9 protein-coding genes are annotated in these 10439 nt (G+C 66.2%); 6 read left to right on the top strand and 3 right to left on the bottom strand.

The genetic code is table 11. The features are described from left to right. Both CTA01S_RS14680 and CTA01S_RS14675 read right to left on the bottom strand, forming a co-directional pair. The coding region (locus tag CTA01S_RS14680; RefSeq protein ID WP_232301084.1) for a DUF3391 domain-containing protein at positions 1-286 on the bottom strand (286 nt) is incomplete at its 3' end. 206 nt (positions 287-492) lie between these two features. Further along, on the bottom strand, positions 493-2448 hold the full coding sequence (locus CTA01S_RS14675) for a propionate--CoA ligase (RefSeq protein ID WP_259370079.1): 1956 nt from the start codon (positions 2446-2448) through the stop codon (positions 493-495). 231 nt (positions 2449-2679) lie between these two features. Here CTA01S_RS14675 and CTA01S_RS14670 point away from each other — a divergent pair, with 231 nt between their 5' ends. From CTA01S_RS14670 to moeA, 6 genes are all read left to right on the top strand, one after another. Next, complete coding sequence (locus CTA01S_RS14670; RefSeq protein ID WP_232301083.1) at positions 2680-3393, top strand: C40 family peptidase; 714 nt, start codon at positions 2680-2682, stop codon at positions 3391-3393. A 123-nt stretch (positions 3394-3516) separates the two neighbouring features. Further along, positions 3517-4632: a GTP 3',8-cyclase MoaA gene (gene moaA / locus CTA01S_RS14665; RefSeq protein ID WP_062196662.1), complete on the top strand. Its 1116-nt coding sequence runs from the start codon at positions 3517-3519 to the stop codon at positions 4630-4632. A 4-nt stretch (positions 4633-4636) separates the two neighbouring features. Beyond that, the gene (locus tag CTA01S_RS14660) at positions 4637-4933 is read left to right on the top strand and encodes a hypothetical protein (protein WP_062196661.1); all 297 of its coding nucleotides are present in this window, start codon (positions 4637-4639) and stop codon (positions 4931-4933) included. Then, positions 4923-5510, top strand: a complete 588-nt coding sequence (gene mobA, locus CTA01S_RS14655; RefSeq protein WP_019560269.1) for a molybdenum cofactor guanylyltransferase MobA — start codon at positions 4923-4925, stop codon at positions 5508-5510. The genes CTA01S_RS14660 and mobA overlap by 11 nt, the downstream gene beginning before the upstream one ends. Next, a complete protein-coding gene (locus CTA01S_RS14650) occupies positions 5500-6045 on the top strand; it encodes a GNAT family N-acetyltransferase (RefSeq protein ID WP_062196660.1) in 546 nt (181 codons plus the stop codon). The genes mobA and CTA01S_RS14650 overlap by 11 nt, the downstream gene beginning before the upstream one ends. Positions 6046-6059: 14 nt before the next feature. Then, a complete protein-coding gene (gene moeA / locus CTA01S_RS14645) occupies positions 6060-7334 on the top strand; it encodes a molybdopterin molybdotransferase MoeA (RefSeq protein WP_019560271.1) in 1275 nt (424 codons plus the stop codon). A gap of 24 nt (positions 7335-7358) precedes the next feature. On the opposite strand, the gene CTA01S_RS14640 is transcribed toward moeA, so the two are convergent. After that, entirely contained in the window at positions 7359-10427 is a 3069-nt protein-coding gene (locus CTA01S_RS14640) for an efflux RND transporter permease subunit (protein ID WP_062196659.1), read from the bottom strand. Positions 10428-10439 lie beyond the last annotated feature (12 nt).

Raw genomic sequence — 10439 nt, 5'->3', positions numbered from 1 at the left:
CGCGCTCGCAGGCAGCCAAATGCGCGCGCTGCGCCGCGAGCAAGGCACGCCGCCGGTCCCGCTGCCCGCCCTGCGCCGGCTCGGCCGAGGCATCGGGCTCGGAGCGGGTGGGAGGCTCGGGGGCGCCGACCAGCGCCAGCAGCCCCGGGTCGCTGCGCGAAGGGTCCCACCGCACCCGCTGCAGCCCCAGGCCGCGGATGGTGGCGATCTGCTCCGCCGACGAGATGCGGAAGCTGCTCATGGCGAAGGGATGATCCATCCAACCCAAGTCGAGATGCACATACATGCCAACCTTGAGTTGGTGAACGTCGACGAAGAGCGGGACCGGAGAATCTTTCATCTGGAAAGCACTGGAGCGCAAATGTATCCAGGCTTTCGAGATTTCGACCGATTCAGCCCCTACTTGAGCACGACTGTCGCACATCCCCCACAGGGGGGACGCCAGGCCGCCGGCGCCCAGACCGCCCGACGCATCGGCCGCCTGGGCGCGGCTCAGCCTGTTGCGCCGAGCAGCGCACGGATCTGTTGCAGGGCCGACGGATCTTCGATGGTGGTCAGATCGCCCGGATCGCGGTGCTCACACACCGCCTGGATGGCCCGACGCAGCAGTTTGCCCGAGCGTGTCTTGGGCAAGACCGTGACGAAATGCACACGGGCCGGTCGTGCCACGGCACCGAGCTGTTGGTCCACCACCTTCATGATTTCGCCTTCGAGCGCCAGCGCCTGCGCCTCTGTCGCTGCCAGTGCGGCATCTTTGAGCACGGCAAACGCCATGGCCACTTGGCCCTTGAGGCTGTCGGCCACGCCCACCACGGCCACCTCGGCCACGGCGGGATGGCTGGCGATGCACTCTTCGATCTCGCGCGTGCCCAGGCGGTGGCCGGCCACATTGATGACGTCGTCGGTGCGGCCAAGGATGAAGTAGTAGCCGTCCTCGTCGCGAATGGCCCAGTCGAAGGTGCTGTAGATCTGCCGGTTGGGCACGGCGCTCCAGTAGGTCTTGACGAAGCGTTCGTCGTCACGCCAGACCGTTTGCATGCAGCCTGGCGGCAGCGGGCCCTCGATGGCCAACACGCCCTTCTGGTGCGCCCCCGTCAGCTCCTCTCCGGTGGCCTCGTGCAGCAACTTGACCCGATAGCCGTACATCGGGACGCCTGGCGATCCGAATTTGCTGGGCTTGGGTTCGATGCCGTTGGCAATGGTCAGGATGGGCCAGCCTGTCTCGGTCTGCCAATAGTTGTCGATGATGGGCTTGCCCAGGGCTTGGGCGATCCAACTGGCCGTGGGTTCGTCCAGCGGCTCACCGGCCAGGAAAAGTGCGCGCAAGCTGGACAAATCGTGCTGCTTCAGGAACGCCGTGTCGTGCTTCTTGAGCACCCGCACCGCCGTGGGCGCGCTGAACATCACGGTGACTTTGTACTTCTCGACCAGCCGCCACCAAATCCCGGCATCGGGCCGGATCGGCAGGCCTTCGTAAAGAATCGTGGCCATCCCCGCAATCAGCGGACCGTACACGATGTAGCTGTGGCCCACGACCCAGCCGATGTCGCTGGTGGAAAAGTAGGTCTCACCGGCCTGACCGCAAAAAATATATTTCATGCTCGCCGCCAGGGCCACGGCATACCCGCCCGTGTCGCGCTGCACGCCCTTGGGCTTGCCCGTCGTCCCACTGGTGTAGAGCGTGTAGCTCGGATGATCGGCCGCCACCCACACGCAAGGCACCTGGGCCTGCAGGTGTTGCTCGCGCAAGGCCGCGTAATCGACATCCCGCCCGGGCATGCGCTCCATCGGCGCCAAGCCGCGATCGACCAGAAGCACGCGCTCAGGCGCGTGCTTGGCAAGTCGAATGGCTTCGTCCAGCAAGGGCTTGTAGGGCACCACCTTGCCGCCACGCGAACCCGCATCGGCACTGACGATCACGCGCGGCTGCGCATCATCGATGCGGCTGGCCAGACTGACACTGGCAAACCCGCCAAAAACCACCGAATGTATAGCCCCCAGCCGCACGCAGGCCAACATCGCAAACACGGCCTCCGGAATCATCGGCATGTAGATCAGCACACGGTCGCCCGCCACCACGCCCAGAGACTGCAGCATCGACGCCATGCGCTGGACCTCGGCATGCAGCTCACGGAAGCTGTAGACACGTTCGGCACCCGTTTCGGTGGACACGTGGATGAGCGCGGCCTGCTCGGCCCGCTGCGTCAGATGCCGGTCCACGGCGTTGTGGCAAAGATTGGTCGTGCCCCCCACGAACCAACGCACGAAGGGCGGGCGGCTGTCGTCGCAAATGGTCTGCGGCGGCTGCTGCCAGTCGATCAGGCGAGCCTGCTCGGCCCAAAACCCGTCCGGGTCCTCGATCGAGCGCCGGTAAAAGGCTTCGTAATGCATGGTTTGTCTCCTCTTCTGGGGGACCTCTGTGGGGGGGCAGCCCTCCTCTCGAGGCACCGATTGGAGGCAGTCAGGCTGACGGTGCCCTGACGGTCCATGACCGCCCCCCCTTGCATACCGTGCACATCGTGCCCTCGTGCGCGGCGCGCGACCAGAGGTTCGACCCGCCCCCCGAGAGCCGACCGGAGGATCCGGCACACCGAGAACGATTCGAGCAAATCGCGCTAAGTGCTTGTCGGAATGAATGTTTCTTGACGAATCCGGCGGCCTTGGCCTATGGTTGCGGCCATGCGAAAGTCCTGCTTGCCTCTGGTCGGTGTGGTCGGCTCGATGGCCGCCCTGGTAGGCTGCGCCTCGGTGGCGCCGGCTCCGAGCAGCCCCCCTTCCGTGGACCGGATGTCCGCTTTCCTGGCCGAGCGGGGATGGTCGCCGTCCGCAGCGCAGGCCGCGACCGATCCGGTCGGGCCGATGGCCAAGGGCGACGGGGGGGAGCTTGGTCCTCCGCCCCCAAGCACCGCCCCCCCTGCAGCGCCGCAAGCCACAGCGCAGGCCGTGGTCACGGCAATGAGCTTTCTGGGGGTGAATTACCGCCGCGGCGGCACGTCCAGCGAGGAAGGCTTCGACTGCAGCGGCTTTGCCCGCCATGTGTTCGACACGGCCCTGGGGATCGAGCTGCCGCGCCGCGCCGAGGAACAGGCCCGAGCCCCCGGTTTGGTGCCTGTGCCTCGCCACGACCTCCAACCGGGGGACCTGGTCTTTTTCAACACCCTGCGGCGGGCTTATTCGCATGTGGGCATCTATGTCGGCGCCGGCAAGTTCATCCACTCTCCCCGCAGCGGCGCGCAGGTGCGCATCGAGGACATGCGCACGCCCTATTGGAGCCAGCGTTACAACGGGGCGCGGCGACCCGTGGCGCTGGCGGCCGCCTCGCCCGTGGACGCCGGCAACCCGACCCTGCCGACGACGCCGGCTGGCGATGCAGCGTGGACGCTGTCGCACTGAACCTTCGGGCGGCGCAGGTCCGTGCCGCATGGCGGCACCGGCTTGCAGGCGCGGCCCGTCAACACCCGGGACACGAACTGGGACGATAGACCACCCAGCCTGCGCCGATGCACAATCGGGGCCATGGCAGAGAAAGTGATCCCGCTGGCCGATCACCGTGTCCGGGCCGGCGTGCCGCGGGTGCCGGATCAGTGGCGCCCGCCGGCCGGGCCGCTGGCCGATCGCTTGGGCCGGCCCTTGCGCGACTTGCGGATTTCGGTGACGGACCGCTGCAACTTCCGGTGCAGCTATTGCATGCCCAAGGAAGTCTTCGACAAGCATTATCAGTTCCTGCCCCACAGCGCGCTGCTGAGCTTCGAAGAAATCACCCGGCTGGCCCGGCTGTTCGTCGCCCACGGGGTGCGCAAGATCCGACTCACCGGTGGTGAACCGCTGCTGCGCAAGGATCTGGAGCGGCTCGTCGAGATGCTCGCCGCGTTGCGCACGCCCGACGGCCAGCCCTTGGACCTGACGCTCACGACCAACGGCTCGATACTGGCGCGCAAGGCACAGTCGTTGAAAGACGCCGGCCTGCAGCGCGTGACGGTCAGTTTGGACGCCTTGGACGATGCGCTGTTCCGGCGCATGAACGATGTCGATTTTCCGGTGGCCGATGTGTTGGCGGGGCTGGAGGCCGCGCAAAGGGTCGGACTGGGACCGCTGAAGGTCAACATGGTGGTCAAGCGCGGCACCAATGACCATGAGATCATCCCGATGGCGCGCTTTTTCCGCGGCACGTCCATCGTGCTGCGCTTCATCGAATACATGGATGTCGGCGCCACCAATGGCTGGCAGATGGAGGAGGTGCTGCCCTCGGCCCAGGTGATCGAGCGCTTGAATGCCCATTTCCCGCTGGAGCCCATCGATCCGAACTACCCTGGCGAGACCGCCGAGCGCTGGCGTTACCGCGACGGTGGCGGAGAAATCGGCGTCATCTCCAGCGTCACGCAGGCGTTCTGCCGAGACTGTAACCGAGCTCGCTTGTCCACGGAGGGCAAGCTCTTTTTGTGCCTGTTTGCTCAGCAAGGGCATGATCTTCGGGCTTTGCTGCGCGCGGGCTACACCGATGAGCAGATCGCGGGGGCCATCGGGCTGATTTGGCAGGATCGCCAAGACCGCTATTCGGATCTGCGCGCCTCCTTGCAAGCGACTGCCAGCCCGCCGCTGCGCAAGGTCGAGATGCACTACATCGGAGGCTGAGCCGATGGCACGCCCTGCGCTGCTGCCCCCGACCGTCAAACGGCGCCTCACGATCGCCACGCTGGCCAGCCTGGCGACGCCCTGGCTGATCGGGGCTTGGATCAAATCTGGCATGCAGCCAGGGCTGCATGATGAGGCGCACCGTGCAGCGCAGCTCGTCGACTACATCGTGGCCGGCAGTACGATCTTTCTGTGCGCGATGATCCTCACCGTGGCCGTGGGCTGCGTCGTGGTGTCCGTGATGCGAGGCCCGCACTATCTGGGCGATCCCTTCCCGAACGAGCGCAGCGATGGATCCTGAACTCATCACGGGCCTGATCCTGGCCGGCGGCCGTGGCAGTCGCATGGGCGGGGTCGACAAGGGACTGCAGAGCTATCGCGGCCTGCCGCTGGCTTTGCACGTGCTGCTGCGACTGTCTCCTCAGGTCGGGCGGGTGATGATCAACGCCAATCGCAACCTGGGCGCCTACGAATCCTTCGGAGTGCCGGTCTGGCCCGATGCCCTGCCGGACTATGCCGGGCCGCTGGCCGGTTTTCTGGCAGGGTTGGAACATTGTGAAACGCCTTATCTCGTCACGGTGCCCTGCGATTCGCCACGCTTGCCCACTGACCTGGTCGATCGGCTGGCGTCGGCCCTGCAGGCCCACGGTGCCGAGATCGCGATGGCGCGCACTGGGACGCAGCGCCAGCCCGTGTTCACGCTGATGCGCACGTCACTGCAGGAAAGCCTCGTGCGCTACTTGCATGCGGGCGGACGCAAAATCGACCGCTGGACGGCCCAGCACCATACCGTGGAGGTGCCATTCGATGACGAGTCGGCCTTTGCCAACGTCAACACCCAAGACGAGCTGGTGGCGCTCGAGCGCGATGGAGCTTGAACCCACCGCGCGGATCGAGGTGCGCCGTTTGGGGCCGGAGGATCTGCCGGCGTACAAGCTGCTGCGCGACGAGGCCCTGCAGCGTCATCCGGAATCGTTCACCTCGGATGCCGAGACGGAGCGGCTGCGCAGCCCCGAGAGTTATCTGGGACGTCTGGGCCTGGGGGAACCGCTGGGCGGCACCTTCCTGATGGGCGCCTGGGTCGATGGCGAGCTGGCTGGCTCCGTGGCCTGTGAACGCGAACTCGAGCGCAAGCTGCGTCATCGCGCCAACATCGTCGGCATGTACGTGCGGGAGTCCCACACCCGGCTGGGCGTGGGCCGTCGTTTGTTGGCTGCCTGCATCGACCTGGCGCGACAAGCCCAGGGCTTGGAGATGTTGACCCTGACGGTGACGGCCTCCAACGAGCGGGCGGTGCGTTTGTACGAGCGGGCAGGCTTCAAAATGTACGGCCTGCTGCCGCGAGCCATCCGTGTCGAGACTGGCCGCAAAGTGCAGTACTTCGACAAGGCCCACATGGTATTGATGCTTTGAAGCCCGCCGCCCCCATGACATCCCTCGAGCACATCGCGTCCTGCGTGAGCGGCTATGACCCCAACGCCCTGCCGGTGGACAAGGCGCAGGAGTTCATCCGCCGCTTCGTTCCGCGGGTGGACACTGTCGAGAAGCTGCCCCTGCGCTCGGCGCTGGGGCGCGTGCTGGCCACCGATGTGGTCTCGCCCATTGACGTGCCCGCCCACGACAACTCGGCCATGGACGGCTACGCGCTGCGCGGCACCGACCTCGCCACCGACGGCCCCACACGGCTGCGCATCGCAGGCACGGCCTTGGCCGGGCAGGCCTTCGAGGGGCGGCTGGCACCGGGGGAGTGTGTGCGCATCATGACCGGCGCGGTCATGCCCGAAGGGCTGGATACGGTCGTGCCGCAGGAGTTCTGCCACCTCGACGCAGACGTCGTCAGCATTCCCGCCGGCGCCGTGCGCCCTGGCGACAACCGCCGGCTGCGAGGCGAGGATCTGGCCTGTGGCCGTCCCGCCCTGCCGGCGGGCAAGATCCTGCGTCCGGCCGATCTGGGCTTGCTGGCTTCGCTGGGGCAGGCCGAGGTGCCGGTCTTCCGGCGGTTGCGGGTGGCTTTCTTTTCCACCGGCGATGAGCTGCGCTCCATTGGCGAGCCCTTGGAGCCTGGCTGCGTCTACGACAGCAATCGCTACACGATCCATGGCATGTTGCAGCGCCTGGGTGTGGAGCTGCTGGACCTCGGGGTGGTGCGCGATGATCCGCAAGCCCTGGAAGCGGCCTTTCGGCAGGCGGCCGAAAGCGCCGATGCCATCATCACCTCGGGCGGGGTGAGCGTGGGCGAGGCCGACTTCACCAAACAAATGATGGCGCGGCTGGGCGAGGTGGCCTTCTGGCGCATCGCGATGCGACCCGGCCGGCCCATGGCCTTTGGCCGCATCGAAAGCCGCGGCCGTCAGGCCATCCTGTTCGGACTGCCCGGCAACCCCGTGGCGGTCATGATCACCTTTTATGCCTTCGTGCGCGAGGCCCTGCTGGTCATGGGCGGGGCCATGCCGCCAGCGCTGCCCCTGCTGCGCGCGCACACCGAACAAGCCCTGCGCAAGAAACCCGGGCGCACCGAATACCAGCGTGGGATCGTGCGTCTGGTGGATGGACGCTGGCAGGTTCGCATCACCGGCTCACAAGGATCGGGCATTTTGCGCTCGATGTCCGAAGCCAATGGGCTGGTGGTTCTGCACCACGACCAGGGCCCTGTGGCCGAGGGGGACCTGGTGGACGTGCTGCCTTTCGAGGGCCTGATCTGATCCGCTGGGGCGGCGGCGCTCGCCTCAGGCTCGCACCGCCTCTTCCACCGGCCGCGTGATCGGCCCAGGCGTGCTGCGCCGCGCAAACAAGGTGTACATCGTGGGCACCACGAACAGGGTCAGCACGGTGCCCACCGTCATGCCGCCCACGATCACCCAGCCGATTTGTTGCCGGCTTTCGGCGCCCGCCCCCGCAGCGATGGCCAAGGGCACCGCACCCAACACCATGGCGCCAGTGGTCATCAGAATGGGCCGCAAACGCAAAGCCGCCGCGCGGCGTGTCGCTTCCATCAGCCCCAGGCCCTGCTGGCGCAACTGGTTGGCAAATTCGACGATCAGAATCCCATGCTTGGTGATCAAGCCCACCAAGGTGATCAGACCGATCTGTGAATACACGTTGAGCGTGCCGCCGCTGAGATTGAGGGCCGCCAGCGCGCCCACCATCGACAGCGGCACCGACAGCAAGATCACGAAGGGATCAACGAAGCTCTCGAACTGGGCGGCCAGCACCAGGAAGATGAAGAACAACGCCAGTACGAACACCAGCCCGAGCGCGCCACTGGAGGCGCGGAACTCGCGCGAGACCCCGTTGAGTTCGGTGGCATAGCCTGCTGGCAGCAACCGTTCGGCGGTTTCGTCCATGAACTTCAGCGCATCGCCCAGGGCAAAGCCTGGCGCCAGGTTGGCCGTGATGCTGACCGAGCGGCGCTGATTGAAGTGGTTGAGCTCACGCGCAGAGACGGCCTCGCGCACCGTGACCAGCGACGACAGCGGGATCATGCGGTTGTCACGCCCGCGCACGAACATCCGCTCGATGTCGTGGGGCCGCGCCCGCCCACCGGCTTCGGTCTGGACGATCACATCGTATTGCTCGGCATCACGCTTGAAGCGGGTGACGTTGCGACCGCCGAGCATGGTTTCGACCGTACGCGCGACTTGGTCGACCGAGACGCCGGCATCGGCGGCACGCTCACGGTCGACCTCGAGGTAGATCTCCGGCTTGTTCAGCCGTAAATCGATGTCGGGTTGCACGAAACCGCCATGGCGGTTCATCGCCTCGACGAATTGCTGAGCCACTGCGTGCAGCTTCTCATAGCTGTCAGAGGTGAGGATGACATAGTTGAGCGAGCGCTCACGAAAACCCTGCCCCAGTGAGGGCGGTGTGATCGGAAAGGCATTGACGCCAGGCAGGGCCGCCAGCTTGGGCTGGAGCTCACGTGCGAGCTGCTGCGTGCTGCGCTGGCGCGCGTCCCAGTCGATCGTGCGCATGAACGAGATGCCCTGGGAGACGGTTGGGTTGCCCGCGACCACGAACACACGGTCGAACTCGGGCAGGCTGGCACCGATGCGTTCGATCTCGAGCATGTACTTCTCGGTGTAGGCCAGGGTCGAGCCGTCCGGCGCATTGACCGTGACGAGCACCACGCCCCGGTCCTCCATCGGGGCCAGCTCACTGCGCATGCCGATGAACAGCCACCAGCTGGCTGCGGCACTGGCCAGCATGGTCAGCACCACGATCCATCGGCGCGCGAGCGTCCATGACAAAGCCCGCTCATAGGCCTGGGTGAGGGCCACCAGCACACGCTCCATGCCCCGATCGAAGCGGGTCGGTCGCGGATTGTGACGCAGCAGCTTGGAACACATCATCGGCGACAGCGTCAGCGCCACGAAGCCCGAGATGATCACCGCGCCGGCCAGGGTCAGTGCGAATTCCACGAACAGCCGTCCGGTACGCCCCGGCGTGAAGGCCAGCGGTGCGTACACGGCCGCCAGGGTGAGGGTCATCGCCACCACGGCAAACCCGACCTCCTGAGCCCCCTTGATCGCCGCAGCGAAAGGTTCCAGGCCTTCCTCGATGTGGCGATAGATGTTCTCCAGCACGACGATGGCGTCATCCACCACCAGGCCGATGGCCAACACCAATGCCAACAGCGTCAGCGTGTTGATCGTGAAGCCCACGGCGGCCATCAACGCGAAGGCCCCGATCAGACACACCGGGATCGTGACCAACGGGATGATCGAGGCCCGCAAGGTGCGCAAGAAGACGAACACCACCAGGGCCACCAGCACCACGGCCTCGGCGATCGTCTTGTAGACCGCCTTGACCGAGCGGTCGATGAAGACCGAGTTGTCGTTGGCCACCTGCACCGTCACCCCCTCGGGCAGCTCCTGCTGCAGGCGCGGCAAGATCGCACGCACGCCTTCGGCCACCTCCAGCGGATTGGCGGTCGCCTGTCGGATCACTCCGAGCGACACCGAGCGCTGTCCATTCAAGCGCACGCTCGAACGTTCACTGGCTGCGGCCAGCTCCACGCGAGCCACATCACGCAGCCGCACGGTATAGCCGGCCACTTGGCGCAGCGCCACCTGCCCGAACTGCTCGGGCGTGCTGAGGTCGGTCTGCGCGGTGACGCTGAACTCGCGCTGCTGCCCCTCGATGCGTCCGGCGGGCACTTCAAGGTTCTGGCGCCGCAGCGCGTCTTCGACGTCCTGCACGGTCACGCCATAGGCGGCCAGCCGGTCGGGATCGAGCCACACACGCATCGCATACTCGCGCTCGCCGCGCACCAGCACGTCGGCCACGCCGGTGACCGTCTGCAGGCGCGGCTTGATCACCCGGGTGATGAGATCGGTCACCTCCAAGGGCGACAGGGTGGTCGTGGTGAAAGCCAGCCAGATCGTCGGCGAGGCATCGGCCTCGACCTTGGAGATGACCGGCTCGTCGACCGAGTCGGGCAGCCGCCCGCGCACCCGGGCCACACGGTCGCGCACTTCGGCGGCCGCGTCATCGGGGTTTTTGTCGAGCTTGAAGCGCACCGAGATCTGGCTTTGCTCCTGACGCGAGATCGAGGTGATGATGTCCACGCCCTCGATACCGGCGATCGAATCTTCCAGCGGCTTGGTCACTTGCGATTCGATCACCTCGGAGGATGCGCCAGCCAAGCGGGTGGCGACCGTCACCACCGGCTCATCGATGCGCGGGTACTCGCGCACCTGCAGCCGCTGAAAAGACACCAAGCCCAGCAACAGAATCAGCAAGGACAGCACGGTGGCGAACACCGGCCGGCGCACACACACTTCGGAGATTTTCATGGTCGGCCCCTG

Origin of the sequence: Caldimonas taiwanensis NBRC 104434 (genome assembly GCF_001592165.1) — a bacterium.
GTDB classification, from domain to species: domain Bacteria; phylum Pseudomonadota; class Gammaproteobacteria; order Burkholderiales; family Burkholderiaceae_C; genus Caldimonas; species Caldimonas manganoxidans.
The sequence above is the reverse complement of the archived record's forward strand: the minus strand, read 5'-3'. Positions and strand labels throughout refer to the sequence as shown.

Bases quoted from the DNA above. Each gene is read 5' to 3' on its own strand.
- CTA01S_RS14670 (WP_232301083.1), top strand. From the start codon at position 2,680: ATGCGAAAGTCCTGCTTGCCTCTGGTCGGTGTGGTCGGCTCGATGGCC.
- moaA (WP_062196662.1), top strand. From the start codon at position 3,517: ATGGCAGAGAAAGTGATCCCGCTGGCCGATCACCGTGTCCGGGCCGGC.
- CTA01S_RS14660 (WP_062196661.1), top strand. From the start codon at position 4,637: ATGGCACGCCCTGCGCTGCTGCCCCCGACCGTCAAACGGCGCCTCACG.
- mobA (WP_019560269.1), top strand. From the start codon at position 4,923: ATGGATCCTGAACTCATCACGGGCCTGATCCTGGCCGGCGGCCGTGGC.
- CTA01S_RS14650 (WP_062196660.1), top strand. From the start codon at position 5,500: ATGGAGCTTGAACCCACCGCGCGGATCGAGGTGCGCCGTTTGGGGCCG.
- moeA (WP_019560271.1), top strand. From the start codon at position 6,060: ATGACATCCCTCGAGCACATCGCGTCCTGCGTGAGCGGCTATGACCCC.
- CTA01S_RS14640 (WP_062196659.1), bottom strand. From the start codon at position 10,427: ATGAAAATCTCCGAAGTGTGTGTGCGCCGGCCGGTGTTCGCCACCGTG.